The sequence below is a fragment of the Variovorax sp. 01N425 genome (assembly GCF_056399465.1).
On record NZ_JBFTRJ010000007.1, the window covers coordinates 130,505 to 153,889 of the forward strand.

Sequence of the window (23,385 nt, forward strand, 5' to 3'; positions counted from 1 at the left end):
CCGACACGGCGGTGCATTCAGGCTCGGCTACAGTCCGAATCACCTATGAATTCACCCCAACTCCAGCGCGGCGTGTTCCTCGCCCTGCTCGCCGCCGTCACGGTCGCCTTCCTCTGGGTGCTGATGCCGTTCTTCGGCGCGGTGCTGTGGGGCGTGGCCCTGGCCATCCTGTTCACGCCGCTCTACAAGCGGCTGCTCAAGGCCATGCCCGGCAAGCCCAATGCCGCGGCGCTGTCGACGCTGGCCATCTGCCTGTTCATCGTGATTCTCCCGCTGGCCATGGTGGGCGTGTCGCTGGTGCAGGAGATCGTGCAGGTCACGCAGAGCATCCGCTCGGGGCAGATCAATTTCGCGGCCTACTTCCAGCAGATCCTCAACGCCGTGCCGCAATGGCTGCTGAACCTGTTCGACCGCTTCAACCTCGGCGACATGGAAGCCTGGCAGGCCCGCATCTCCGCGGGCGCGGCACAGGGCAGCCAGCTCATCGCGGGCCAGGCGCTGACCATCGGCCAGAACACCTTCGACTTCGTCATCAGCTTCTTCGTGATGCTGTACCTGCTGTATTTCCTGGTGCGCGACGGCTCGGCACTTTCGAAGTCGATGCGCGAGGCCGTGCCGCTCGCCAGGCCGCACACGCACTACCTGCTCAACAAGTTCACCACCGTGATCCGCGCCACCGTCAAGGGCAACGTGGCGGTGGCCATTGCGCAGGGCGCGATCGGCGGGCTGGCCTTCTGGCTGCTGGGCGTGCAGGGTGCGCTGCTGTGGGCCGTGCTGATGGCCTTCCTGTCGCTGCTGCCCGCGGTGGGCGCGGCGCTCATCTGGGGGCCGGTGGCCATCTATTTCCTTGCCACCGGCCATTTCTGGCAGGGCGGCATCCTGGTCTTCGTGGGCGTGTTCGTGATCGGCCTGGTCGACAACATCCTGCGCCCGGTGCTGGTGGGCAAGGACACGCAGATGCCCGACTACATCGTGCTGATGTCGACCATCGGCGGCATGGCGATCTTCGGCATCAACGGCTTCGTGATCGGTCCGGTGATCGCGGCGCTGTTCATGGCGGCGTGGAGCCTGTTCGTGGAGTCGGGCCAGCTGGAGACCAGCCCCGGCGAGGACAAGAAGGGCAGCTGAAGCCCGGCTGACTCGCGGCCGCGGGCCGGACGGCCGAAGCGGGCGCGCCCTGCGCCGGCCGGGCGCATTTCGCGCGGGTGTTGGCGCGCTTCGTCGCATCGCGCTGGGCGGCGCGCGGCGCTTGCGGGATCGTCGGGGCCTCCAACTTCCGACGAGGCCTCTGTCCCATGAACTTTCTACAGCCCCCAGCGAGCCTGCGCGCCCTTTGCGCCGCGGCGCTGCTCTCCCCGCTGGCCGCGCTCGCGGCCGACCTGAACGTGAACGTGGCCGACGGTCCGGCCGGCGTAGCCACGCTGTACCTGGCGCTGTACAACGACGCCGCGAGCTACGCCGACAGCAAGGCCGTGGCCTCGCAGACCGCGCCCATGCAGGGCGGCAAGGCCCGGCTCGTTTTCACAGGACTGGCGCCGGGCCGGTACGCGCTGCGGGCGTTCGCCGACGAGAACGGCAACGGCAAGCTCGACACCAACCTCATGGGCATGCCGACCGAGCGCTACGGCTTCTCGAACGACGCGAAGGGCAACCGCGCCGCGCCCGCCTTCGAGGCCGCGGCGATCAGCGTCGATGCCGACCTGCAGACCGTCATCCATCTGCGCTGAGGAGCAAACCGCCATGGAACGACGCGAACTCCTGCGCCTGCTGGCTTCGGCCGGCGCCCTGCACCTCTTGCCACCGCTGGCCCGCGCGGCCGGCACCGCCGACGACTGGCAGGCCCGGTTCGAAGCCGCCGGTGCGCCCTGGAAGACCGGCTTCGCCACGCCCCCGGACGACCTGCCGCTGACCCGCGCCACGGTGCGCGGGCGCTTTCCCGATGCCGTGGCCGGCACGCTCTTTCGCATCGGCCCGGCCGGCCACGACCTGGGCGGCGAGCGCTACCACCACTGGTTCGACGGCGACGGCATGGTGCACCGCTTCGTGATCGAGGGGGCCGACGTGCGGCACCAGGGCCGCTATGTCGCCACGCCCAAGCGCGTGGCCGAGGTGCGGGCCGGCCGCCGCCTGTTCGAGGCCTTCGGCACCATGCCGCCGGGCGTCGAGCCGCCGACCTCGGCCGACAGCATCAACGTCGCCAACACCAGCGTGCTGCCGATGCAGGGCGAGGTGCTGGCGCTTTGGGAAGGCGGCTCGGCCACGCGCGTCGATGCGCGCACGCTCGACACGCTGGGCGTGAAGACCTGGCGGCCCGACCTCGCGGGCATGCCGTTCTCGGCCCATCCCAAGGTCGATCCGGACGGCACGGTGTGGAACTTTGGCGTGAGCTCCGGCCAGGGCCTGCTGGCGCTGTACGAGATTGCGCCCGAAGGCACGCTGCGGCGCGCAGCCGTGGTGCCGGTGGCCGACATGCCGATGGTCCATGACTTCGCCGTGACCGAACGGCACCTGGTGTTCCTGATGCCGCCGCTGGTCTACGACGGCAAGCGCAAGGAGGCAGGTGCGAGCTTTCTCGACGCCCACGTCTGGCGGCCGGAACTCGGCATGCGCGCCCTGGTGGTCGACAAGCAGAACTGGAAGCGGCGCCAGATGCTCGCGCTGCCGGCCGGCTTCCTGTTCCACGTCGGCAATGCCTGGGAAGAAGACACGCCGCGTGGCACCCTCGTCCACATCGACTACGTGCGTTCGGACAACGCCGATTCGGTGTTCACGACCAACCGCGAAGTGATGCGCGCGCGCCGCGTGAAGAGCACCCACCCGCGGCTGACGGTCGCCACGCTGAACCTCGGCACCGGCCGGGCCACGCAGCAGGCGCTGGCGCAGGAGGCCGAGTTTCCGCGCATCGACCCGCGGCGCGTCGGCCTGCGCCATCGCCAGGTGGTTCATGCCACCCAGACGCGTCTCGATGTGCCGGGCTTCGGCGCGATCGCGCGAACCGATGTCGAAAGCGGCCGCAGCCAGCGCTTCAGCTACGGCACGCAGGCCATGGTGGAAGAGCACGTCTTCGTGCCGGACGGCACCAGGCCGGGCTGGGTGCTGGGCACGGTGCTCGATTTCGGCCGGCAGAAGACCGTGCTGTCGTGCTTTGCGGCCGACCACCTGGCGGCGGGCCCGGTGGCGCAAGCCACCCTGCCCTACGCCCTGCCGCTGGGCCTGCACGGCGCCTTCGTGCCGGCCTGAAGGAAAGGCGTCCTCAGCCGCCCCACCAGCCCTCGGCAAAGCGCCCCTGCAGGAAGGCCACGAAGCCCGACACCTTGCCCGGCACCAGCTTGGGCGAGGGAAAGACGGCGTGGATCTCCTGCTCGGGCAGCTTGTGGTCGCCCAGCACTTCGAGCACCTTGCCCGAGGCCAGCGATTCGCTCGCCACGTAGCGCGGCATCAGCGCAATGCCCAGGCCGTCGCGCGCCGCCGCCAGCACCGCGGAAAGGTTGTTGGACCGGAAGCGCCCCGAGACCGGCACTGTCACCGGATCGCCCTTGGGCGTGTGCATGCGCCAGAACTCGTCGCCCACCACGCTGCTGTAGATGAGCGCCACGTGCGCGCTCAGGTCCTGCGCGCGTTTGGGCGTGCCGTGCTTCTTCAGGTAGCCCGGCGCCGCGACCATGGCCCACGGGTTGGTGCCGAGGTAGCGCGCGCCCAGCGACGAATCGGCCAGCTTGCCCATGCGGATGGCCACATCGATGCCCTGCGCGATGAGGTCGACATAGCGGTCCTCGAAGCTCAGGTCGAGCTGCACCTGCGGATGCCGGCGCATGTATTCGAGCGCCAGCGGCACCACCACGCGGCGGCCGAAGGCCACCGAGGTGCCGATGCGCAGCAGCCCCTGCGCCTGGTTCTGGCGCAGCTGCACGATGCTCTCGGCCTCCTCGGCCTCGCGCACGATGCTCTTGCACTTCTCGTAGTAGAGGGCGCCCGGCTCCGTGAGGCTCACGCCGCGCGTGTTGCGGTTGAGCAGCCGCACCTTCAGTCGCGCCTCGGTGGCCGCGACCTGCTTGGTCACGGTGGGCTGGGTGGTGTGGAACTCGAGCGCCGCCTTCGAGAAGCTGCCGGTCTCGACCACGCGCACGAACATTTCCATTGCCAACAATCTGTCCATGGCCGGCATCGTAATCACTTATTCCAGGTTGGAATAGGCTTTATGGTCCGCAGCCGTCTTCTTCGAATGGCCCGCGCTTCCTACAGTGGACGCCACTCAAGGAGACAGTCCCATGGCAAAAATGAAAGCGGTCCAGGCCGCCGTGCTGGTGATGGAAAAGGAAGGCGTGACGCAGGCCTTCGGCGTGCCCGGCGCGGCCATCAATCCGATGTATTCCGCGCTGCGCCAGCGCGGCACCATCTCTCACATCCTCGCGCGCCACGTCGAGGGCGCCTCGCACATGGCCGAGGGCTACACCCGTGCCGTGGCCGGCAACATCGGCGTGTGCATCGGCACCTCGGGGCCCGCGGGCACCGACATGATCACGGGCCTGTACTCGGCCTGGGCCGATTCGATTCCCATTCTTTGCATCACCGGCCAGGCGCCGCGCGCGCGGCTCTACAAGGAAGACTTCCAGGCGGTCGACATCGAGTCGATCTCCAAGCCGGTCACCAAGTGGTCGGTCACGGTGCGCGAGCCCGGCCAGGTGCCACAGGTGTTCCAGCAGGCCTTCCACCTGATGCGCTCGGGCCGTCCGGGCCCGGTGCTGGTCGACCTGCCCTTCGACGTGCAGATGGCCGAGATCGAATTCGACATCGACGCCTACCAGCCGCTCACCCCCTACAAGCCCGCCGCCACGCGCGCCCAGATCGAGAAGGCCATCGGCATGCTCCAGGCCGCCGAGCGCCCGCTGATCGTGGCCGGCGGCGGCGTCATCAACGCCGATGCGGCCGACCTGCTGGTGCGCTTTGCCGAGACCACCGGCGTGCCGGTGATTCCCACGCTGATGGGCTGGGGCGCAATCCCTGACGACCATCCGCTGATGGCCGGCATGTGCGGCCTGCAGACCAGCCACCGCTACGGCAACGCGACCATGCTTGCGAGCGACTTCGTGCTGGGCATCGGCAACCGCTGGGCCAACCGCCACACGGGTTCGGTCGACGTCTACACCAAGGGCCGCACCTTCGTGCACGTTGACATCGAGCCCACGCAGATCGGCCGCGTGTTCACGCCCGACTTCGGCATCGTGTCCGACGCCAGGGCCGCGCTCGAGCAGTTCGTGGCCGTGGCCGAGGAGATGAAGGCCGCCGGCAAGCTGCGCGACCGCCGCGAGTGGGCCAGGTCGTGCATCGAGCGCAAGAAGACCATGCTGCGCAAGACCAACTTCGACGAAGTGCCGATGAAGCCGCAGCGCGTGTACCAGTGCATGAACAACAACTTCAGCAACGACACCTGCTACGTGAGCACCATCGGCCTCTCGCAGATCGCGGCCGCGCAGTTCCTGCACGTGTACAACCCGCGCCACTGGATCAACTGCGGCCAGGCCGGCCCGCTGGGCTGGACCATTCCGGCCGCGCTGGGCGTGCGGGCGGCCGACCCTTCGCGCAAGATCGTCGCGCTCTCGGGCGACTACGACTTCCAGTTCATGATCGAGGAGCTCGCGGTGGGTGCGCAGTTCAAGCTGCCGTACATCCACATCGTGGTCAATAACTCCTACCTTGGCCTGATCCGCCAGGCGCAGCGCGGCTTCGAGATGGACTACTGCGTGCAGCTCGCGTTCGACAACATCAACGCGGGGCCCGATGCAGGCATCGAAAGCAGCTACGGCGTGGACCACCTGAAAGTGGTCGAGGGCCTGGGCTGCAAGGCGATCCGCGTGAACCGGCAGGAAGAGATCGCGCCGGCCATCCAGCGCGCCGAGGCACTGATGGCCGAGTTCAGCGTGCCGGTCGTCATCGAGGTGATGCTGGAGCGCGTGACCAACATCGCAATGGGCACCGAGATTGACAACATCACCGAGTTCGAGCCGCTGGCCGAGCATCCGGCCGATGCGCCGACCGCCGTCGCGGCCGAGATGCTGGACTGAAGAGGAGCGATACACCATGCCCAAGTTCGCAGCCAACCTCACGATGCTCTTCACCGAGCTGCCGTTCATGCAGCGCTTCGAGGCCGCCGCCAAGGCCGGCTTCGAGGCGGTGGAATACCTGTTCCCCTACCCCTTCGAAAAGAAGGAGCTCGCAGCCGCGCTGCGCGCCAACGGGTTGCAGCAGGTGCTGCACAACCTGCCGGCCGGCGACTGGGACAAGGGCGAGCGCGGCATCGCCTGCCATCCGGAGCGCACCGGCGAGTTCCGCGAAGGCATTGCCATGGCCATCGACTACGCCACCGCCCTGGGCTGCCCGCAGCTCAACTGCCTGGTCGGCAAGGTGCCCGAGGGCGCCGACATCAACGTAGTGAACCGCACGGTGATCGACAACCTGCGCCTGGCCGCGCGCGAACTCGAGGCCGCGGGCCTGCGCCTGCTGGTCGAGCCGATCAACACCTTCGACATCCCGGGCTTCTACCTGAACCGCACCGACAAGGCGCTCGCGCTCATCGAGGCGGTGGGCTCGCCGAACCTGAAGGTGCAGTACGACATCTACCACGCGCAGCGCATGGAAGGCGAGCTCGGCAACACGCTCTCGAAGCATCTTGCGCAGATCGGCCACATCCAGCTGGCCGACAACCCCGGGCGCGGCGAGCCGGGCACGGGCGAGATCAACTACCCGTGGCTCTTCCGGCACATCGATTCGATCGGCTACGAGGGCTGGATCGGCTGCGAATACAAGCCGCGCAGCGACACCGTGGACGGCCTCGGCTGGCGCGAAGCGCTCACGCAATAAAAGACAACTTCAGATCGGAAACAAAGACATGTCGCAATCGCAAAAGATCGGATTCATCGGCCTCGGCATCATGGGCGCGCCCATGGCGGGCCACCTGCTCGACGCGGGGCACCAGCTCTTCGTCAACACCCAGGGCAACACGCCCGAGCCCTTCATCTCGAAGGCCACCATCTGCGCCTCGGCGGCCGAGGTGGCGCGCCAGGCCGACGTGATCTTCATCATGGTGCCCGACACGCCCGACGTGGAAAAAGTGCTGTTCGGCGAACCCGGCACGCAGGGCGTGGCCGAGGGCCTGAAGGATTCGCGCGGCAAGATCGTGGTGGACTGCAGCTCCATCGATCCAATTGCCACCAAGGGCTTTGCCAAGCGGATCATTGCGCTGGGCTGCGGCTACATCGACGCGCCGGTCTCGGGCGGCGAAGTGGGCGCCAAGGCCGCGAGCCTCACCATCATGTGCGGCGGCGACGAGGGCACCTTCGGCCAGGTGCGGCCGCTGCTCGAGAAGATGGGCAAGAACGTCACGCTCGTGGGCAACGTGGGCGATGGCCAGGTCTGCAAGGTGGCCAACCAGATCATCGTGGCGCTGAACATCGCTGCGGTGGGCGAGGCGCTGCTGTTCGCCTCCAAGGCGGGCGCCGATCCGGCCAAGGTGCGCCAGGCGCTGATGGGCGGCTTCGCGAGCTCGCGCATCCTCGAGGTGCACGGCGAACGCATGATCAAGCGCACCTTCGCGCCGGGCTTCCGCATCTCGCTGCACCAGAAGGACCTGAACCTGGCGCTGCAGAGCGCACGGGCGCTGGGCGTGGCGCTGCCGCAGACGGCGGGCGCGGCGCAGCTCATGAATGCCTGCGCCGCATTGGGCCATGGCCAGCAGGACCATTCGGCGCTGGTGCGTGCGCTCGAGGCCCTGGCTCAGCACACGGTCACCCCGGACTGAGGCTCAGGTCTTCGCTGCTTCCAGCGATTCCTTCAGGTTGCGCCGGCGCCATGCCCAGGTCTTGATGGCCTGCGGCAGGATGCCGATGCACGAGGCGTAGTAGGTGATCTTGAAACCCCAGAAGCGCGGGCCAATGGGCGTGTTGCGGAACAGGTCGCCCGCCAGGATGGACAGCAGCGCCTCCTGCATGCGCCAGATGTTGCGCGGGTTCATGAACAGCCGGCGGATGGCCGGCGAGGTGATGCGGTAGATGAACCACGAGAACATCTTGGGGCCATGCTTCATCACCTTGTCGAAGCGGCGGAAGGCCTTCTCGGCTTCCTTCATCTCGCCCCTAAGCCAGAGGTCGGCCGCGGCAGCGCCCTCGAAGGCGCTGTTCATTGCCAGGTACACGCCCGACGAGAACATCGGGTCGACGAAGGCATAGGCGTCGCCGACCATCATGAAACGGTCGCCGCGGCAGAACTTGGAGTCGTAGGCGTAGTTGCCGGTGGTGGTGGCGCCTTCCATCAGCGTGGCGTTCTTCAGGCGCGCGGCCAGCTTGGGCGCGAGCGCGATGGTCTCCATCAGGAACTCCTCGAGCGTGCCCTTGCGCCGCTTGAAATACGCGGGCGACGCCACCGCGCCGACGCTCACGGTGCCGTCCTTCAGCGGGATGTACCAGAACCAGCCGTGGTCGAACCAGAAGAGCGAGATGTTGCCTTCGTAGCGGCCGGGCCGGCGCTCCGCATTGGCAAAGTGGCCGAACAGGGCCGCGCTGGCGTGCTTGCGGTTGCGCTGCTTGGCGTCGAACTGGTTCGACAGCACCGTGTCGCGGCCGCTCGCATCGATCACGAAGCGCGGGCGCCAGCTGGTTTCGCTGCCGTCCTCGGCCTTGATCTTCACCAGCGCGCGCTTGTCCGCGCCCTTGCCGGCGTCCATGTCCACGCCCATGACGCGCTGGCCCTCAAAGGTGCGCGCGCCGCGCTTGGCGGCATGGCGGAACAGCAGCTCGTCGAACTCCGAGCGGCGCACGTGCACCGCATACGGAAAGCTCTTGTCCATGGCCTCGCCGAAGAAGAAATGGCTGGTGTGGTCATGCCAGGGCGAGACGAACTCGGCGCCGTGCTTGGCAATGCCGATGGCCTCGACCTCGGTGCGCACGCCCAGGCGGTCGAACAGCGGCATGTTCATCGGCAGCAGCGACTCGCCGATGTGAAAGCGCGGATGGTGCGCCTTCTCGAACAGCACCACGTCGTGGCCCTTGTCCGCCAGCAGCGCGGCCACGGTGGAACCCGCCGGGCCCCCGCCGATGACCACGACGTCGGGCTCTGTACTCGTGAAAGGTCCGGGCGTCATGCGCTCCCCTCCTGGTCGTTCTTCGTTGTGGATGGTGACGGCCGCAAGGCCGATGCACGGGCTCTTGGCCAAGCGTTAAATCCTGGTAACAGCCGGGAGTTTAGCGAGTCGGCATGCAGGAAATTCACGCCTGGAGCACCAAAACCCGTGCCCACCCGGAGAAGAGGCAGCCGTTTTTTGGGGTAGCCTCATTGCCCGTCAGAAACAAGGAGACTTTTCATGGCTGCTAACCTGTCACCCGCCGAAGAAGCACTTCGCGAAGCAGCGCGCGAATACCACCGCTCGCCCGTCAAGGGCAAGATTTCCATCAGCCCGACCAAGCCGCTCCTGAACCAGCGCGACCTGTCGCTGGCCTATTCGCCCGGCGTGGCCTACCCGTGCCTGGACATCGCGGCCGATCCGTCGGTGGCGGCCGAGTTCACCGCGCGCGGCAACCTGGTGGGCGTGGTCACCAACGGCACCGCGGTGCTGGGCCTGGGCAACATCGGCCCGCTGGCCGCCAAGCCCGTGATGGAAGGCAAGGGCTGCCTCTTCAAGAAATTTGCCGGCATCGACGTGTTCGACATCGAACTGGCCGAGAACGACCCCGACAAGCTGGTCGAGATCATCGCGGCGCTCGAGCCCACGCTGGGCGGCATCAACCTGGAAGACATCAAGGCGCCCGAGTGCTTCTACATCGAGAAGAAGCTGCGCGAGCGCATGAACATCCCGGTGTTCCATGACGACCAGCACGGCACGGCCATCATCTCGGCCGCGGCGCTCATCAACGGCCTCGAACTGGTCGGCAAGAAGATCGAGGAGGTCAAGATCGCCGTCTCCGGTGCCGGCGCGGCCGCCATTGCCTGCCTGGACGTGATGGTGGGCCTGGGCGCCAAGCCCGCCAACATCTATGCCTGCGACTCCAAGGGCCTGATCTACATGGGCCGCGCGGGCGGCTTCGACGACTCCAAGGCGCGCTACGCCCAGAAAGACACCGGCGCCCGCACCCTGGCCGACGTGGTGAAGGACGCCGATGTGTTCCTGGGCTGCTCCGCGCCCGGCGTGATGAGCGCCGACATGGTCAAGACCATGGCCGGCCAGCCGATCATCCTGGCACTGGCCAACCCCGAGCCCGAGATCCGGCCCGAGCTCGCCAAGGCCGTGCGGCCCGACTGCATCATTGCCACCGGCCGCTCGGACTACCCGAACCAGGTCAACAACGTGCTGTGCTTCCCGTACATCTTCCGCGGCGCGCTCGACTGCGGCGCCAGCAAGATCACGGAAGAAATGAAGCTGGCCTGCGTGCGCGAGATCGCCGAGCTCACCAAGGCCGACATCAGTGAGGAAGTGGCCACCGCCTATGCCGGGCAGGAACTGTCCTTCGGGCCCGACTACATCATTCCCAAGCCCTTCGATTCGCGGCTCATCCTGCGCATTGCGCCGGCCGTGGCCAAGGCGGCGGCCGCCTCCGGCGTGGCCGCGCGCCCGATCGAGGACCTGGAGGCCTACCGCCAGCACCTCACGCGCTTCGTGTTCCAGACCGGCATGTTCATGCGCCCGGTGTTCAGCGCCGCCAAGATCGCGGCCGCCAAGCGCGTGGCCTATGCCGAAGGCGAGGACGAACGCGTGCTGCGCGCCGCGCAGTGGGCCATCGACGAAGGCCTGGCCCAGCCCATCCTGGTGGGACGCCCGGCGGTGATCGAGGCGCGCATCCAGAAGGCCGGCCTGCACATCCGCGCGGGCACCGACTTCGAGATCGTCAACCCCGAGGACGATCCGCGCTTTCGCACCTACTGGGAGACCTTCCACAAGGTCATGGGCCGCCGCGGCGTCACGCCCGAGGCCGCCAAGACCATGGTGCGCCGCTCCAACACCACCATTGCCGCGCTGATGATGCACCTGGGCGATGCCGACGCGATGATCTGCGGCCTGGTCGGGCGCTTCGACGTGCATCTGGAGCACATCCGCAACCTGATCGGCCTGAAGCGCGGCGCGCCGGGCTTCGCCACGCTCAATGCGCTCACGCTCGAGAAGCGCACGGTGTTCATCACCGACACCAACGTGAACGAAGACCCGAGCGCCGAGCTGCTCGCGAGCATCGCCATGATGGCCGCCGAAGAGGTGCGCCGCTTCGGCCTGCCGCCGAAGGTGGCTTTTCTCTCGCACTCGAACTACGGCACCTCGAGCCGCGGCTCGGCGCGCAAGATGCGGCTCGCGCGCGACCTGTTCGCGCAGATGGCGCCCGACATCGAATGCGACGGCGAGATGCACGGCGACGCGGCGCTGTCCGAAGAAGTGCGCCGCACCGCCCTGCCCGAGAGCACGCTCACCGGCGAAGCCAACCTGCTCGTGTGCCCCAACCTCGACTCGGCCCACATCCTCTACAACGTGCTGAAGATGACGGGCGCCAACGGCATCACGGTCGGCCCGATCCTGCTCGGCGCCGCGGGCTCGGCGCATGTGCTCACGCCCTCGTCGACGGTGCGGCGCGTGGTCAACATGACGGCGCTGGCAGTGGCGAACGCGACGACCGCGCTCAAGTAGCAGGCCGCTTGCGCTTCCCCTGAACCAACGCCCCGCTGCAGTACGCCGCGGGGCGTTTTTCATTGCGGGCCGGGCGGTGCACGCACCGTTTTCGCCCGCTCATCATTTTTTCGGCTGGCATGCAATCTGCTAATACCCTGATCGGATATTTCAAATATCTTATTAATATATTTACAGAATCGCAGCCTCCGGGCCCTTCGCCAATCTTCCCTTTCAACCCTCCCTTTCTCTTCTCTTCTCTTCTCACATGGAAGAACATGCCTTGGAACGCGGGAGCTTCTCCCGCCGGGTGCTCGATGCGTCCGACTTCGTGCTGCACTGCGAACGCCGGCTGCTCTCGGGCCTGATGGGCCTGCTCATCGCGCTGGTGCTGCTGAACGTGGTCACGCGCTACGCCGGCGTGCCGCTCTACTGGGTCGACGAAGCGTCCGTCTACTGCGTGGTGTGGCTCACCTTCATCGGCGCCTCGGCCATGACGCGGCTGCGGCTGGACTTTGCGGTGACGCTGCTCACCGACAAGCTCGGCGAGAAGGCCGTGCGCATCGCCAAGGCCAGCGCCTCCGGCGGCGTGCTGCTGCTGGGCCTTGCGCTGCTGGCAATGTGCTGGCTCTACATGGACCCTGTGGGCATCGTGCGCTATGGCTTCGATGCCAAGGAGTACGCGGCCGAATCCTTCAACTTTCTCTACACCGAGCGCACGCAGACGCTGAACTGGCCGACCTGGGCCGTCCAGCTGATCCTGCCGGTGTTCTCCCTCACACTCAGCCTGCACGCGCTGTCCAACCTCGTCGAGGACCTGGGCCTGCAGCCGCGGCGCACGCACGCCGAGTTCCACGTGACCAATGCAGACGCGGTGAACTGACATGCTGACTTCCGCATTCTTCCTGTTGATCATGCTGGTCGGCGTGCCGATCGGCGCCTGCCTGTGCCTGGCGGGCATCGTGTACATCCTCGACGCCGGCGACGCGGTGCTGTTCCAGTCGTTCCCGGTACAGATGTTCGGCGGCGTCGACAGCTACAGCCTCATCGCGATTCCGCTGTTCATCCTGATCGGCGAGATCATGAACGGCGGCGGCATCACCAAGCGGCTGGTCGACCTCGCGCTGGCCTTCATCGGCTCGGTGAAGGGCGGCCTCGCCTACGTGAACATCCTGGCCAACATGCTGGTGTCGTCGATCATCGGCTCGGCCACCGCGCAGGTGGCCATCATGAGCCAGATCATGGTGCCCGAGATGGAGAAGCAGGGCTACGACAAGACCTTTGCGGCCGGCATCACGGTGTACGGCGGCATGCTGGGGCCGATCATTCCGCCCTCGGTGATGTTCGTGGTGTACAGCGTGCTCGCGCAGGTGGCGGTGGGCGACATGCTGATTGCCGGCATCATCCCGGGCGTGATCCTCACGGTGCTGTTCTTCATCGTGATCGCGTGCATGGGCTTCTTCTACAACTACCCGCGCACCGCAAGGCGCACCATCCGGCAGCGCCTGCACACGGTGCTCACGGCCTGCCCGACGCTGCTGATTCCCATCGTGATCGTCGGCTCGATCCTCGGCGGCTTCGCCAACCCCACCGAAGCGGCCGCCGTGGGCGCGGTGGCCGCGGTGCTGGTGGGCCGCTACGTCACCAAGGAATTCCGCTTCGCGACGATTCCGCAGATCCTGCTCAAGTCTGCGATCTACTCGGCCGTGGTGCTGTTCCTGGTGGCCGCGGCGGCCGTGTTCTCGTGGCTCCTGATCTACGGCAAGGTGCCGCAGGCCACGGCCGCATGGATCCAGACCGTGGCCAAGGATCCGATCGCGTTCTTGCTGCTCGTGAACCTGATCCTGCTGGTGATCGGCACCGTGATCGACGGCATTCCGGGGCTGATCATGACGGTGCCCATCCTGCTGCCGATTGCCACCGATATCTACGGCGTCGACCCGCGCCACTTCGGCGTGGTGGTGGTGATCAACCTCGTGCTCGGGCTGATGACGCCGCCCGTGGGGCTGAGCTTCTTCGTGGCCTCCGCCGTGACCGGGGCCAAGCCCGGAAAGATGTTCATCGTCACGCTGCCGTTCTTCCTGATCTGCTGCGCGGCGCTGGTGCTGCTGTCGCTGTTCCCGAGCCTGTCGCTCGCGCTCATCAAGTAAGTCCCGCCGCCTTCCTTTCCCTTCACACAACCGGAGCCCCGCATGTCCCTTTCTCGCCGCAATTTCGTCGTCCAGGCTGCAGCCGGTACCGCTGCCGTGTCGTCCGCCCTCTTTGGCACCGTGTCGCGCGCGGCGGCCGCCAAGGAATTCCGCCTCGGCCTCATCACGCCGGCCGGCCACTCGTGGAACCGCGCCGCGCTCGCCTTCGGTGAAGCGCTCAAGAAGGCCACCGACGGCCGCCTGAGCGCGACGGTGTTCCATTCGGGCCAGCTGGGCAACGAGTCGGCCATGATGCAGCAGCTGCAGTCGGGCGCGCTGGACATGGGCTGGATCCAGGCGGCCGAACTCGGCTCGCGCGTGTCCAGCGTGGCGGCCATCAACGCACCCTACCTCGTGCGCTCGACCACCAACGTGGCCTCGCTGGTGCGCACGCCCGCCGCGCTGAAGCTGCTCGAGGTGCTGCCGCGCGAGACCGGCACCATCGGCCTGGGCTGGGGCATCACGGGCATGCGCGTGGTGTTTGCCACCAAGCCGATCTCCACGCCCACCGACCTCAAGGGCATGAAGCTGCGCATCAACCCGACGCCCGTGTACCGCGACTTCTACCAGTTGCTGGGCGCCGCGCCCACGCCGATTCCGACGCCGGCCGTTTTCGACGCCATGTCCAACGGCCAGGTCGACGGGCTCGAGGCGGACATCGAGTTCTCGTGGAACCAGCGCTTCGACCGCGTCGCAAAAACAATGCTGCCGATGAATGCGCTCTTCATGCCCTTTGCGCCGCTGGTGTCGGGCCGCATCTGGAAGACGCTCGACGGCAAGGACAAGGCGCTGATCACCGACCTGGTCAAGCAGTCGCTCGACGCGCAGATCAAGGACATCGTGACCACCGAGCTCGGCCTGATCGACAAGTTCAAGGCGAGCGGCATCACGATCAAGAGCGACGCCGGCTACAACCCCGCGCCGGTCATCGCGGAGTTCGACAAGATCTGGCTGCCCAAGGCGCCGCAGATCGCGGAGTTGCGCAAGATCGGCGCGGCGCTCTGAACCAGGCCGGTGCGCCGCCGACCCATTGCGCACCACAACAGTTCCGCGGAAGGGTTCGCACCAATCGCGTGCGGGCACCGTTTTTGCTTGAATGCAGAAGCATTCACCTCCAACGGATCCCGCATGAACAAGCGCCAATTGCTCCAGTCCTTCCTCGCCGCCTCGGCCCTCAGCTTCGGCCTTTCCCCGGCCCTGGCCCAGACCATGACGCCGATCAAGTTCCAGCTCGACTGGCGCTTCGAAGGACCGGCCGCGCTGTTCCTGCACCCCGCCGCCAAAGGCTACTTCAAGGCTGCGGGCCTGGACGTGACCATCGACGCGGGCAACGGCTCGGGCGGCACGGTCACGCGCGTGGCCTCGGGCGCCTACGACATGGGTTTTGCCGACCTCGCGGCGCTGATGGAATTCCACGCCAACAACCCCGACAGCCCCAACAAGCCGGTGGCGGTGATGATGGTCTACAACAACACGCCGGCCTCGGTCATGGCGCTCAAGAAGAGCGGCATCGCCAAGCCGGGCGACCTCGCGGGCAAGAAGCTCGGCGCGCCGGTGTTCGACGCGGGCCGCCGCGCGTTCCCGATCTTCGCCAAGGCCAACAGCATCGGCGCCGTGAACTGGACCGCCATGGACCCGACGCTGCGCGAGACCATGCTGATCCGCGGCGACATCGACGCGATCACCGGCTTCACCTTCACCTCGCTGCTGAACCTCGAGGCGCGCGGCGCCAAGGCCGCCGACATCGTCGTGCTGCCCTACCCCGACTACGGCGTGAAGCTCTACGGCAACGTGATCATCGCCTCGCCCAAGCTCATCAAGGAGAACCCGGAAGCGGTGAAGAAATTCCTCTCGGCCTTTGCCAAGGGGGCGAAGGAAGTGATCGCCAATCCGGCGGTGGCCATCGAATCGGTGAAAGCGCGCGACGGCATCATCGACAGCAAGCTCGAAACCCGCCGCCTGCAGCTGGCCATCGACACCGTGATCAACAGTGCCGACGCGCGCAGCGAAGGCTTTGGCGTGGTCAACGCGGGCCGCATGTCGCTGATGGCCTCGCAGGTGTCGGACGCGTTCAACACCAAGACCCGCGTGAGCCCCGATGCCGTGTGGACCGCCGCGCTGCTGCCGCCCGCGGCCGAACTGAGCGGCGTGCTGCGCAAGTGATGGCGGACGCATCGAACGCGGCCGCTGCTCCCTTCGTCGACTTCCAGGACGTCTGGCTCGCCTACAACGAGGAGCTGCTGCGCGCCAACCACTTTGCGGTGGAGGCCATCGACCTGAAGGTCAAGCGCGGCGAATTCATTGCCATCGTCGGACCCTCGGGCTGCGGCAAGTCGACCTTCATGAAGCTCACCACGGGCCTCAAGATGCCGTCGATGGGGAAGATCCGCATCGACGGCCAGCCCGTGACCGGGCCGCTCAAGATCTCGGGCATGGCGTTCCAGGCGCCGTCGTTGCTGCCGTGGCGCACCACGGTCGACAACGTGCTGCTGCCGCTCGAGATCGTCGAGCCCTACCGCTCGAGCTTCAAGGCCAAACGCAAGGAATACGTCGAGCGCGCGCGCAAGCTGCTGCAGAAGGTCGGCCTCGCGGGCTATGAAGACAAGTTTCCATGGCAGCTTTCGGGCGGCATGCAGCAGCGCGCCAGCATCTGCCGCGCGCTCATCCACGAGCCCAAGATGCTGCTGCTCGACGAGCCCTTCGGCGCGCTCGACGCCTTCACGCGCGAGGAGCTCTGGTGCATCCTGCGCGACCTCTGGACCGAGCAGCAGTTCAACGTCATCCTGGTGACGCACGATCTGCGCGAGTCGGTGTTCCTGGCCGACACGGTGTACGTGATGAGCAAGAGCCCCGGCCGCTTCGTGGTCAAGCGCGAGATCGAGCTGCCGCGCCCGCGCGAACTGGAGCTCACCTACACCAAGGAATTCACCGACATCGTGCTGGAACTGCGCGGCCACATCGGCGCCATCCGCAACACGGGCATCAGCGCGGCGCAAACGGCCGCTGCGGTGTCTCACTGAGGACCAAGCGCCATGAAGAACACCAAGCAAATCGAACGCTGGTCGCCCTGGCTGCTGCTCGTGGCCGTGATCCTGCTGTGGCAGGTGATCTGCGCGGGCTTCGGCGTGTCGGACTTCATCTTTCCGAGCCCGCTGCGCATCTGGACCCAGTTCTGGGAGTTCAAGGAAATCATCGCGGGCCACGCGTGGCGCACCTTCTGGGTCACGATGGCCGGCTTCGGCCTGGCCATCGTGGTGGGCGTGCTGCTGGGCTTCGTGATCGGCAGTTCGCGCATCGCGTATGCGGCGATCTATCCGCTCATGACGGCCTTCAACGCGCTGCCCAAGGCGGCCTTCGTGCCGATCCTCGTGGTGTGGTTCGGCATCGGCGTCGGGCCGGCGATCCTCACGGCCTTCCTGATCAGCTTCTTCCCGATCATGGTCAACATCGCGACCGGCCTTGCCACGCTGGAGCCCGAGCTCGAGGACGTGCTGCGCGTGCTCGGCGCCAAGCGCTGGGACGTGCTCATGAAGATCGGCCTGCCGCGCTCCATGCCCTACTTCTTCGGCTCGCTCAAGGTGGCGATCACGCTGGCCTTCGTCGGCACCACGGTGAGCGAAATGACCGCGGCCAACGAAGGCATTGGCTACCTGCTCATTTCGGCCGGCTCGGCCATGCAGATGGGCCTGGCCTTCGCGGGCCTGATGGTGGTGGGCGCAATGGCCATGCTGATGTACGAGCTCTTCAGCGTGATCGAGAAGCACACGACCGGCTGGGCGCATCGCGGCTCCCAAAACCAATGAGGCGCCACGGATGACACGCGACCAGATCATCCGCGCGCTGCGCCGGGCCGACGAAGTGGCCCGGCGCGCCATGGCCATGGGCCGCCACCCCTTCGGCGCCGTGCTCGTCGCGCCCGACGGCGAAACCATCCTGGCCGAGCAAGGCAACATCGACACGGTCAACCACGCCGAAGCCACGCTGGCGCGCCATGCGGCGCAGAACTGGTCGGCCGACTACTTGTGGCAATGCACGCTGGTCACGACCTTCGAGCCCTGCGCCATGTGCGCGGGCACCAGCTACTGGGCCCACATCGGCCGCATCGTCTACGGTGCGGAAGAAGGCGCCCTGCTCGCGCTCACGGGCGACCACCCCGAGAACCCCACGCTGAGCCTGCCCTGCCGCGAAGTGTTCGCGCGCGGGCAGAAGAAGATCGAGGTGATCGGCCCCGTAGCCGAGGTGGCGGAAGAAATGATCGCCACGCACCGCGGGTTCTGGGAAGCGCGTTAGGTAGCGCTAGGCCAGCAGCAGCGTGGCCTCGTCGCGCCAGTAGGCAACGGCCGCCAGCCAGCCTTCCCACACGCAGCCGTTGCAGCCGCGTCCGCAGCAGGTGGTGGGCTCGGGCGGCGGCATGCGCAAGGCGATGCCTCGGGCCTGGAGGAGCGACTGGACGTTCGCGATCAGCGCCTGGGCGCTGGCGAGATCGGTCGGAGGAGCGAGGTCTTGTTCGGAAAGAAGCATGGCAGGCACCGGCCGATTGTCGGCGCTTCATCAGCAGGCCTGCCGGGATCAAGCCCTGGCCGGCGCCGATGCGGCAACCGCGGCGAAAGCCTCCAGGGCAAGATCGACCTCATGCTCGCCGATGTGGCGATGGGTGACGCAGCGCAGCCGGTGCCTGCTCCACGGACGGACCAGGACGCCCAGGCTCTTGAGCGCGGCCTCCCATTGAACGGCATCGAGCCCCGTGGCCTTCACGTCGACCTGCACGATATTGGTCTGGGGCGCGTTGACTGCGAGGCCTGGAATCCGGCCTGTCCCGCGGGCGAGCCGGCTTGCGTTGGCGTGGTCCTGCGCGAGCCGTTCCACCATGGTGGTGACGGCCACCAGCCCTGCAGCCGCGACGATGCCCACCTGCCGCTGGCTGCCCCCGAGCAATTTCCTGAGCCACCGGGCACGTTCGATGGTGGCGGCAGGCCCCGCGAGCACGGCACCCATGGGCGCACTCAGGCCCTTGGAAAGGCAGAGCGAAACAGTGTCGGCGAAAGCTGCAATACGCGCCGCCGGCACGTCCAGGGCCACGGCCGCATTCATCAGCCGCGCACCGTCGAGGTGGACGGCAGCTCCCGCTTGCCTGGACGCCTCGAACACGGCCTGCATGTGCGCAAGCGGCGGCACCGCGCCGCCGGCGTTGTTGTGGGAAGTCTCCAGGCACACGACGCTGGTTCGCAGCTTGTTGCGGCCCGGCGCGAGGGTCTCCTGGAGCAGGTCCAGGTCCATGGCGCCGTCGACGCCCGCAATGCCCTGGTAGAACGCCCCGGTCAGCGCCGCGGCGCCCCGCTCGGCCACGTAGATGTGCGATGCGGCTTCGGCAAGCACGAGCTCCTGGCGCTGGGCCTGCGCGAGGATGGCCAGGAGGTTGGCCATCGTGGCGCTTGGCGCATACAGCGCGGCCTCTTTTCCGAGCATGGCCGCGGCCGTTGCCTCCAGCTCTTGCGCGGTCGGGTCGCCGTCGAGTCCGTCGTCGCCCAGCGGTGCCGAGGCCATGCGCTCGTACATCTGCGGCGTGGGCCGCGTCACCGTGTCGCTGCGAAGGTCCACCGGCGGTTGTCCCGCCCCGCCCGCCATCGTTGCTGCGGCCTGCGTCATTCGGCGGTCGCTCCGGTGGCCTTCACGAGCGCTGCCCACTTTTTTCTCTCGCCGTTCAGGAACGCGTCGAAACTTTCGGGCGTGCCGGTACGCACATAGACGCCGCGCGCCGCCAGGTTGGCCCGGACCTCCGCCGAATCGAGCACGCGATTGATTTCCTTGTTCATGGTCTGCACGATGTGCGCCGGCGTCTTCGCAGGCACCACGACGCCATAGAGGGTGTAGTACTCGAATCCCTTGAAGCCGCTTTCGACGAAGGTGGGAACATCGGGCAGCAACACGTCCCGGGCGCCCGAGGTCACCGCGAGCGCGCGCAGCTTGCCGCTCTTGATCAACGGCAACGCCGAAACCAGGGACGAGACGTAGAAGTCGACCTGTCCTCCCAGCATGTCCGCCATCGCCGGGCCGCCTCCCTTGTAGGGAACGTGCAGCAGGTCTGCCCCCGCCGTGACGCGCAGGTTCTCGGACACCAGGTGCCCGACGGTTCCGTTGCCGGACGAGGCGTAGGCGAGTGGCTTCTTCTTCGAGCGCGCCAGCAATGAGGCCAGGTTGTCGAACGGACTGTCGGACCGCACGACCAGCACCGACACGCCAGTGCCCACCAGCGCCACCGGTGCGAGATCCTTGACCGGATCGAAGCTGAGCTTCTTGTAGAGAAACTGGTTGACCGTGAGGTTGCTGGTTTCGCCCAGCACGGCGGTGTAGCCGTCGGGCGGCGATTTCGCGCCGAAATCCAGGCCAATGTTGTTGCCCGCACCCGGCTTCGTATCGACGACGACCTGCCATCCGGCCTGCTCACCGAGCTTGGCCGCAAGCAGGCGGCAGACGGCATCGGTGCCGCCGCCCGGCGGGCTCGGCGAGACCAGGTGGATGGTGCGCTCGGGTACCCACGCATCGGCCGCGTGCGCCTGCCACGCGGCGAGCGCGAGCCCCAGCATGCATGCCAGCCGCCTGGCGCGTGCGAAAGAGTGGTGTCGGGTGTCGTTCATGGTGAGGGTGTCGGTCGTGCAAGTTGAAGGATCGGGACGAAGCCGGAGCAGAAGCCGTTCGATCCTAGGCACCTCATACAATGAGTAAAGCGATATGTCCAAATATCAACTGTGAGGTTTTCTCATGAATCTCGCGATGCTTGTCACGCTGAGAACCATCCTCGAACAGGGCAGCTTCACTGCAGCCGCGGGCGTCGTGGGCTGCAGTCCGAGCGCAGTGAGCCTGCAGGTCAAGCAACTGGAGCAGTATTTCGGCAAGCCGCTGTTCGATCGTTCGACCCGCGTGGTGGTGCCCACGGCCTTTGCCCGCGAGGTGGTGGACGCCGTGGGCGATTTTTCCCATAGGCTCCAGATGCTGCGCTTCCGTCCGGTCGTGGAAGTGGCGGGCCGCATCAAGGTGGGCGTGATCACCAGCATGCAGAGCGACGTGCTGCCGCAGGCACTTCATGCGCTTCGCCAGCGGCATCCGTCGCTGGAAGTCGTGGTGCCGCCGCTGAACGACAGCGGCGAGCTCATCTCGGAGCTGAAGGCGGCGCGGCTCGACCTTGCCTTGCTTGTCCGGCCGGAATCCGGCGGTTCGCGCCGACTCGTCTGGCGGGAGCTGCACCGCCAGCCCTACGTGCTGCTGGCGCCGCCGAATACCTCCGGCAAAACGGCCAGGCAACTGCTGGAGGCCCATGACTGGATCGGCTACGACCTGTCTCTTGCGGGAGGCCGCGTGGCCGCGCGCTACGTGCGCAGCCAGATCCCCAATGCACGCTGCGCCATGGAACTGCGCTCGATGGACGCGATCGTCGCGATGGTCGCCCAGGGCCTGGGGGTTTCCGTCGTTCCCCAACCCAGGCGGCCGCTGGTCGAGGCCTATGCGGTGCGAGAGGTGAGCCTCGGAAGCCGCGCCCCGGTCCGCAAGCTCTCCCTGGTCTGGCGCAACTCGGACGCCGGCAACCGCAATGTCGAGGCCGTGGCTGGAGCGTTCACAGCGGCCTTCGGCATGCGGCCACAGCGATGAGGTGGCTTGCGCCTTACCAGAAGATCCAGAGCGCCAGGCCGCCGAAGATGGCCCACTTCACAAGGTAGTACACCCGCTTGTCCCAGGCCTTGAGCCGCTTGCCGATCACGCGGATCTGGTAGATGTACTTGAACGCGCGGTTGATGCCGCCCGTCTTGTCGCCGGCGTCGTTGGGGGAACTGGCGGCGGCGAGCAGGTTCTTGGCGAACCAGCGGTTCACGGCGCTGGCCCAGCGGTACTTCAGCGGGCGCTCGATGTCGCAGAACAGGATCACGCGGTCGTGGTCGGTCGTGTTCTCGGCGTAGTGGATGTAGGTTTCGTCGAACACCACGGCCTCGCCGTCGCGCCAGTGGTAGCGCTGGCCGTCCACGTCGATGTAGCAGCCCTCCACGCCCGGCGTCCACAGGCCCAGGTGGTAGCGCAGCGAACCGGCGAAGGGGTCGCGGTGGCGCACCAGGCGGCTGCCCGGCGGCAGCTCGGCGAACATGGCCGCCTTGATGGTGCCGATGCCCTTGAGCAGCTCGGTGGTGCGGGGACACAGGATGGCGGCCGAGGGATGGGCCTCGTCGTACCACTTGAGGTAGAAGCGCTTCCAGCCGCTCTTGAAGAAGGAGTTGAAGCCCACGTCGTTGAACTGACTCGAGGCCTTGATGCTGCCGCCGTTGCGCATGGCGAGCGCCTCTTCGCGGATGACCTGCCAGTTTTCCTCGAGCACGCGCATCTCGGGAAATTGCGCGGGCGACAGGTACGGCGTGCTCGGCACCTTCGAGAAGATGTACATGAAGGCGTTCAGCGGCGCGAGGAAGGTCGAGTGATCAGACAGCTGCCTGAAGAAACGATGCCGGACCTGGCCGCGGAAATGAACGTAGAGCGCGCTGAGCGCGAAGATGGCAAGAATGACCCACTTCATTATCGAAAGTGTCCTGTAAAGCGGGCAGATAGTGTAATTCTTCGCCCTTGATCCGGCTTTTGGCGGCCTTTTCAGGGCCGCAGCAGCTTGATCAGCGCGGCCACTTCCTCCCCGCCCAGCCCGGCCGCGCCGGCGCGCCTGAAAAGACCCGCCGCGAACGCCGGGAATTCGGTGTTGATGCCCGCCTGCTGCGCCGTCTGCAGGATGCGCTCGGTCGCCTCGATCGAAATGCGCATCGGGCTTTGCGAAATGGCGAAGTCGCCCGACTGGATGACGCCGCCTTCGTGCTGCAGGAAGCCGGCGAAGGTGGGCATGATGCCGGCCACGATGCGGCCGTATTCCGCCACGTCGAAGCCTTCGTGCTCGGCCACGCGCGCGCCATGCAGGAAGCCCAGCAGGGTGCCGTAGATGGTGGAGAGCGTGGCCAGGTCCATGGCGGCGGCCGCGCTCGCCTTGCCGCCGAGGTAGACGATGCCGCCGCCGAGCACCTGCAGGAGCGGCTCGGCCGTGCGAAAGACGGCCTCGGCGCCCGACACGAGGATCGGCGTGTCGGGCAGCCCCATCTGGTCGGGCGCGGCCTGGATGGCGCCTTCGAGGTAGCTGGCGCCCTGGCGGTGCGCCCAGGCCTCGGCCTCGCGCGCGTCCTGCGGGCTGCCGGTGGTCAGCTGCACCAGCAGCCGGCCGTCCAGCGCGGCCGCCACGCCCTCCATCGCAAGAATGGCATCGGCCGCGCGGTAGTCGTAGACGCACATCAGGGCCACCGGGCTGGCACGCACCGCTTCGGCGGCGCTGCGCGCGGCCACGGCGCCGCGGGCCGCCAAAGCATCGGCCTTGCCGGCCGTGCGGTTCCAGACCGTGACCTCGTACCCCTTGTCGAGGTAGAGGCGCGCAAGGGTCTGGCCCATCGATCCCAGTCCCAGCACGGTGATTTGCTTGTTGTCCATGGCGGTTCATTCGCGAGTTGTGAAGAGGCCTGCATCGTAGGAATTGCACTCTCCAACGGTCAA

The 23,385-nt window shown here is 67.0% G+C and carries 22 protein-coding genes; 15 read left to right on the forward strand and 7 right to left on the reverse strand.

The window, feature by feature from the left end:
* The first annotated feature begins 45 nt into the window (after positions 1 to 45).
* The 3 genes from AC1DSC_RS14310 to AC1DSC_RS14320 all read left to right on the forward strand — a co-directional run bounded on the left by AC1DSC_RS14310 (position 46) and on the right by AC1DSC_RS14320 (position 3,240).
* Positions 46 to 1,128, forward strand: coding sequence for an AI-2E family transporter (locus AC1DSC_RS14310; RefSeq protein WP_015866726.1), 1,083 nt, complete (start codon positions 46 to 48; stop codon positions 1,126 to 1,128).
* 167 nt (positions 1,129 to 1,295) lie between these two features.
* Positions 1,296 to 1,727, forward strand: a complete 432-nt coding sequence (locus AC1DSC_RS14315; protein ID WP_369663327.1) for a DUF2141 domain-containing protein — start codon at positions 1,296 to 1,298, stop codon at positions 1,725 to 1,727.
* A 13-nt stretch (positions 1,728 to 1,740) separates the two neighbouring features.
* A complete protein-coding gene (locus AC1DSC_RS14320; protein WP_369663328.1) occupies positions 1,741 to 3,240 on the forward strand; it encodes a carotenoid oxygenase family protein in 1,500 nt (499 codons plus the stop codon).
* Between the two features lie 13 nt (positions 3,241 to 3,253).
* Here AC1DSC_RS14320 and AC1DSC_RS14325 read toward each other — a convergent pair whose 3' ends face one another.
* Positions 3,254 to 4,156, reverse strand: coding sequence for a LysR family transcriptional regulator (locus tag AC1DSC_RS14325; RefSeq protein WP_278875855.1), 903 nt, complete (start codon positions 4,154 to 4,156; stop codon positions 3,254 to 3,256).
* Between the two features lie 112 nt (positions 4,157 to 4,268).
* Here AC1DSC_RS14325 and gcl point away from each other — a divergent pair, with 112 nt between their 5' ends.
* Genes gcl through AC1DSC_RS14340 form a run of 3 tightly spaced genes read left to right on the forward strand, consistent with a single transcriptional unit; the run spans position 4,269 to position 7,795 of the window.
* Positions 4,269 to 6,062 (forward strand): glyoxylate carboligase, encoded by a 1,794-nt coding sequence (gcl, locus tag AC1DSC_RS14330; protein WP_018905317.1) that lies wholly within the window; start codon positions 4,269 to 4,271, stop codon positions 6,060 to 6,062.
* Positions 6,063 to 6,078: 16 nt separating this feature from the next.
* The gene (gene hyi / locus AC1DSC_RS14335) at positions 6,079 to 6,858 is read left to right on the forward strand and encodes a hydroxypyruvate isomerase (RefSeq protein ID WP_018905316.1); all 780 of its coding nucleotides are present in this window, start codon (positions 6,079 to 6,081) and stop codon (positions 6,856 to 6,858) included.
* A gap of 28 nt (positions 6,859 to 6,886) precedes the next feature.
* Positions 6,887 to 7,795 carry a 2-hydroxy-3-oxopropionate reductase gene (locus AC1DSC_RS14340; RefSeq protein WP_027730731.1) on the forward strand — a complete coding sequence of 303 codons (909 nt, stop codon included), beginning with the start codon at positions 6,887 to 6,889 and terminating at the stop codon, positions 7,793 to 7,795.
* 3 nt (positions 7,796 to 7,798) lie between these two features.
* On the opposite strand, the gene AC1DSC_RS14345 is transcribed toward AC1DSC_RS14340, so the two are convergent.
* A complete protein-coding gene (locus AC1DSC_RS14345; protein WP_369663329.1) occupies positions 7,799 to 9,133 on the reverse strand; it encodes an NAD(P)/FAD-dependent oxidoreductase in 1,335 nt (444 codons plus the stop codon).
* A 219-nt stretch (positions 9,134 to 9,352) separates the two neighbouring features.
* On the opposite strand from AC1DSC_RS14345, the gene AC1DSC_RS14350 reads away from it, so the two are divergent.
* The 8 genes from AC1DSC_RS14350 to AC1DSC_RS14385 all read left to right on the forward strand — a co-directional run bounded on the left by AC1DSC_RS14350 (position 9,353) and on the right by AC1DSC_RS14385 (position 18,114).
* A complete protein-coding gene (locus AC1DSC_RS14350; RefSeq protein ID WP_369663330.1) occupies positions 9,353 to 11,656 on the forward strand; it encodes an NADP-dependent malic enzyme in 2,304 nt (767 codons plus the stop codon).
* 262 nt (positions 11,657 to 11,918) lie between these two features.
* Positions 11,919 to 12,518, forward strand: a complete 600-nt coding sequence (locus AC1DSC_RS14355) for a TRAP transporter small permease (RefSeq protein WP_018905313.1) — start codon at positions 11,919 to 11,921, stop codon at positions 12,516 to 12,518.
* 1 nt (position 12,519) lies between these two features.
* Positions 12,520 to 13,785 carry a TRAP transporter large permease gene (locus AC1DSC_RS14360; RefSeq protein ID WP_369663331.1) on the forward strand — a complete coding sequence of 422 codons (1,266 nt, stop codon included), beginning with the start codon at positions 12,520 to 12,522 and terminating at the stop codon, positions 13,783 to 13,785.
* 42 nt (positions 13,786 to 13,827) lie between these two features.
* The gene (locus AC1DSC_RS14365) at positions 13,828 to 14,829 is read left to right on the forward strand and encodes a TRAP transporter substrate-binding protein (RefSeq protein WP_018905311.1); all 1,002 of its coding nucleotides are present in this window, start codon (positions 13,828 to 13,830) and stop codon (positions 14,827 to 14,829) included.
* A gap of 123 nt (positions 14,830 to 14,952) precedes the next feature.
* On the forward strand, positions 14,953 to 15,987 hold the full coding sequence (locus tag AC1DSC_RS14370; RefSeq protein WP_278875841.1) for an ABC transporter substrate-binding protein: 1,035 nt from the start codon (positions 14,953 to 14,955) through the stop codon (positions 15,985 to 15,987).
* Positions 15,987 to 16,844 (forward strand): ABC transporter ATP-binding protein, encoded by an 858-nt coding sequence (locus AC1DSC_RS14375; protein ID WP_369663332.1) that lies wholly within the window; start codon positions 15,987 to 15,989, stop codon positions 16,842 to 16,844. Before AC1DSC_RS14370 ends, AC1DSC_RS14375 begins: the two co-directional genes overlap by 1 nt.
* A gap of 12 nt (positions 16,845 to 16,856) precedes the next feature.
* Complete coding sequence (locus tag AC1DSC_RS14380) at positions 16,857 to 17,627, forward strand: ABC transporter permease (protein WP_015866737.1); 771 nt, start codon at positions 16,857 to 16,859, stop codon at positions 17,625 to 17,627.
* A 10-nt stretch (positions 17,628 to 17,637) separates the two neighbouring features.
* Entirely contained in the window at positions 17,638 to 18,114 is a 477-nt protein-coding gene (locus tag AC1DSC_RS14385) for a nucleoside deaminase (protein WP_369663333.1), read from the forward strand.
* 6 nt (positions 18,115 to 18,120) lie between these two features.
* Here the strand turns inward: AC1DSC_RS14385 and AC1DSC_RS14390 are convergent, their stop codons facing one another.
* The 3 genes from AC1DSC_RS14390 to AC1DSC_RS14400 are packed head-to-tail and all read right to left on the reverse strand — an operon-like array spanning position 18,121 to position 20,408.
* A complete protein-coding gene (locus AC1DSC_RS14390) occupies positions 18,121 to 18,345 on the reverse strand; it encodes an oxidoreductase-like domain-containing protein (protein WP_369663334.1) in 225 nt (74 codons plus the stop codon).
* A 48-nt stretch (positions 18,346 to 18,393) separates the two neighbouring features.
* Positions 18,394 to 19,470, reverse strand: a complete 1,077-nt coding sequence (locus tag AC1DSC_RS14395; RefSeq protein WP_369663335.1) for a threonine aldolase family protein — start codon at positions 19,468 to 19,470, stop codon at positions 18,394 to 18,396.
* The gene (locus tag AC1DSC_RS14400; protein ID WP_369663336.1) at positions 19,467 to 20,408 is read right to left on the reverse strand and encodes a Bug family tripartite tricarboxylate transporter substrate binding protein; all 942 of its coding nucleotides are present in this window, start codon (positions 20,406 to 20,408) and stop codon (positions 19,467 to 19,469) included. The genes AC1DSC_RS14395 and AC1DSC_RS14400 overlap by 4 nt, the downstream gene beginning before the upstream one ends.
* A 175-nt stretch (positions 20,409 to 20,583) precedes the next feature.
* Here AC1DSC_RS14400 and AC1DSC_RS14405 point away from each other — a divergent pair, with 175 nt between their 5' ends.
* On the forward strand, positions 20,584 to 21,468 hold the full coding sequence (locus AC1DSC_RS14405) for a LysR family transcriptional regulator (protein WP_369663337.1): 885 nt from the start codon (positions 20,584 to 20,586) through the stop codon (positions 21,466 to 21,468).
* A 13-nt stretch (positions 21,469 to 21,481) separates the two neighbouring features.
* Here the strand turns inward: AC1DSC_RS14405 and lpxO are convergent, their stop codons facing one another.
* Both lpxO and AC1DSC_RS14415 read right to left on the reverse strand, forming a co-directional pair.
* A complete protein-coding gene (lpxO, locus tag AC1DSC_RS14410) occupies positions 21,482 to 22,378 on the reverse strand; it encodes a lipid A hydroxylase LpxO (RefSeq protein ID WP_369663338.1) in 897 nt (298 codons plus the stop codon).
* 71 nt (positions 22,379 to 22,449) lie between these two features.
* Complete coding sequence (locus AC1DSC_RS14415; RefSeq protein ID WP_369663339.1) at positions 22,450 to 23,322, reverse strand: NAD(P)-dependent oxidoreductase; 873 nt, start codon at positions 23,320 to 23,322, stop codon at positions 22,450 to 22,452.
* Positions 23,323 to 23,385: the final 63 nt, after the last annotated feature.

Bases quoted from the DNA above. Each gene is read 5' to 3' on its own strand.
- AC1DSC_RS14325 (WP_278875855.1), bottom strand. From the start codon at position 4,156: ATGGACAGATTGTTGGCAATGGAAATGTTCGTGCGCGTGGTCGAGACC.
- AC1DSC_RS14315 (WP_369663327.1), top strand. From the start codon at position 1,296: ATGAACTTTCTACAGCCCCCAGCGAGCCTGCGCGCCCTTTGCGCCGCG.
- AC1DSC_RS14380 (WP_015866737.1), top strand. From the start codon at position 16,857: ATGAAGAACACCAAGCAAATCGAACGCTGGTCGCCCTGGCTGCTGCTC.
- AC1DSC_RS14365 (WP_018905311.1), top strand. From the start codon at position 13,828: ATGTCCCTTTCTCGCCGCAATTTCGTCGTCCAGGCTGCAGCCGGTACC.
- AC1DSC_RS14400 (WP_369663336.1), bottom strand. From the start codon at position 20,408: ATGCTGGGGCTCGCGCTCGCCGCGTGGCAGGCGCACGCGGCCGATGCG.
- AC1DSC_RS14360 (WP_369663331.1), top strand. From the start codon at position 12,520: ATGCTGACTTCCGCATTCTTCCTGTTGATCATGCTGGTCGGCGTGCCG.
- AC1DSC_RS14310 (WP_015866726.1), top strand. From the start codon at position 46: ATGAATTCACCCCAACTCCAGCGCGGCGTGTTCCTCGCCCTGCTCGCC.
- AC1DSC_RS14345 (WP_369663329.1), bottom strand. From the start codon at position 9,133: ATGACGCCCGGACCTTTCACGAGTACAGAGCCCGACGTCGTGGTCATC.
- AC1DSC_RS14370 (WP_278875841.1), top strand. From the start codon at position 14,953: ATGAACAAGCGCCAATTGCTCCAGTCCTTCCTCGCCGCCTCGGCCCTC.
- AC1DSC_RS14405 (WP_369663337.1), top strand. From the start codon at position 20,584: ATGAATCTCGCGATGCTTGTCACGCTGAGAACCATCCTCGAACAGGGC.
- hyi (WP_018905316.1), top strand. From the start codon at position 6,079: ATGCCCAAGTTCGCAGCCAACCTCACGATGCTCTTCACCGAGCTGCCG.
- AC1DSC_RS14390 (WP_369663334.1), bottom strand. From the start codon at position 18,345: ATGCTTCTTTCCGAACAAGACCTCGCTCCTCCGACCGATCTCGCCAGC.
- AC1DSC_RS14320 (WP_369663328.1), top strand. From the start codon at position 1,741: ATGGAACGACGCGAACTCCTGCGCCTGCTGGCTTCGGCCGGCGCCCTG.
- AC1DSC_RS14415 (WP_369663339.1), bottom strand. From the start codon at position 23,322: ATGGACAACAAGCAAATCACCGTGCTGGGACTGGGATCGATGGGCCAG.
- AC1DSC_RS14340 (WP_027730731.1), top strand. From the start codon at position 6,887: ATGTCGCAATCGCAAAAGATCGGATTCATCGGCCTCGGCATCATGGGC.
- AC1DSC_RS14375 (WP_369663332.1), top strand. From the start codon at position 15,987: ATGGCGGACGCATCGAACGCGGCCGCTGCTCCCTTCGTCGACTTCCAG.
- AC1DSC_RS14395 (WP_369663335.1), bottom strand. From the start codon at position 19,470: ATGACGCAGGCCGCAGCAACGATGGCGGGCGGGGCGGGACAACCGCCG.
- gcl (WP_018905317.1), top strand. From the start codon at position 4,269: ATGGCAAAAATGAAAGCGGTCCAGGCCGCCGTGCTGGTGATGGAAAAG.
- lpxO (WP_369663338.1), bottom strand. From the start codon at position 22,378: ATGAAGTGGGTCATTCTTGCCATCTTCGCGCTCAGCGCGCTCTACGTT.
- AC1DSC_RS14385 (WP_369663333.1), top strand. From the start codon at position 17,638: ATGACACGCGACCAGATCATCCGCGCGCTGCGCCGGGCCGACGAAGTG.
- AC1DSC_RS14350 (WP_369663330.1), top strand. From the start codon at position 9,353: ATGGCTGCTAACCTGTCACCCGCCGAAGAAGCACTTCGCGAAGCAGCG.